This is a genomic window from Paraburkholderia tagetis, assembly GCF_022213065.1.
In the GTDB taxonomy this organism is placed as follows: domain Bacteria; phylum Pseudomonadota; class Gammaproteobacteria; order Burkholderiales; family Burkholderiaceae; genus Paraburkholderia; species Paraburkholderia tagetis.
On sequence record NZ_JAKLJA010000118.1, the window covers coordinates 1 to 1,150 of the forward strand.

Sequence of the window (1,150 nt, forward strand, 5' to 3'; positions counted from 1 at the left end):
TTCGTCGCTCGGCTTCGTATCACCGGTTCAGTTCCTGCAAAACTGGATGAAAGCTCAGCAGACCAAGGATGCGGCTGCATAGCCAGAGGCCTCTGGAAGGCGAAAAACCGAGGGAACCTCAGTCCGGTCTTCGGTCTGTCGTACGTGGTGGGTATCAACCTGATGCCGCGCATGCGCAACATCAAGGATCTCGTGCTGTACAAGGCTGACCGGCGGCGCAAATACAAGCACATCGACAGCTTGTGCCGTCAGGCGATTGACTGGGCACTGATCGAACGTCACTATGCCGACATGATGCGCGTTGCGGTGTCGATCAAGGCAGGCAAGATGACGCCGTCGACGATCCTGCGCCGCCTCGGATCGGAGAGCACGAAAAACAAGCTCTACTTCGCATTCCGGGAGCTGGGACGCGTGATCCGGACGCTGTTCCTGCTGAAATATCTCAATGAACCGGACCTGCGGCGCACGATTCACGCGGCGACCAACAAGAGCGAGCAGTTCAATGACTTCGCTCAATGGCTGATGTTCGGTGGCGAAGGCGTGATCGCCGAAAACGTCCGACATGAGCAGCGCAAGGTGATCAAGTACAACCACCTCGTCGCGAACATGGTGATCCTGTACAACGTGCAGTGGATGTCGCGCAAGTTGAAGGAACTGCAGGCGAAGGGGCATCCGGTCGATGCCGAGGTCCTCAAGGTGCTGTCGCCGTACCGGCGCGAGCACATCAACCGGTTCGGCGACTATCTGCTGGATCTCTTGCGTTCCGTCCCACCGCTCGATCCGACGATTGATTTCGCATTCAAATCAGCAGCTTAGATTGAGATGTGGCGGATTTTTAATGAATCCCGGCCAGGCCTCCACCTGCCGCGAGAAGGTCATAGGCAAAGTGCTGACTCTCGACCGAACGCTCGAGGAGCTTCTGCCCTATGTCCTGTATCTCCTCGGCATGGAGGAGCAGGAGTCGGCCCTGCTTGCCATGGATCCTCAAATCCGGCGGGAGCGTACTTTCGACGCGATCACGCGCCTGCTTGAGGGTGACCCGCTTCGACGGACAGTTTTGCGGTTGGGTTTTACGTTGGGATGCGTCCTCCAGTCGGTGTTGCCTCGCGGGTTGTCCACGGGCGGGCGGCGGGTCGGCTATCACGACCAC

General features: G+C 58.4%; 2 protein-coding genes. Both read left to right on the forward strand.

What is annotated here, in order from left to right; all coding sequences use genetic code 11:
- Positions 1-816, forward strand: an 816-nt coding sequence (locus tag L5014_RS38505; RefSeq protein WP_420800215.1) for a Tn3 family transposase, incomplete at its 5' end; no start/stop codon positions are given.
- Positions 817-886: 70 nt separating this feature from the next.
- Positions 887-1,150, forward strand: a 264-nt coding sequence (locus L5014_RS38510) for a hypothetical protein (protein WP_420800216.1), incomplete at its 3' end; no start/stop codon positions are given.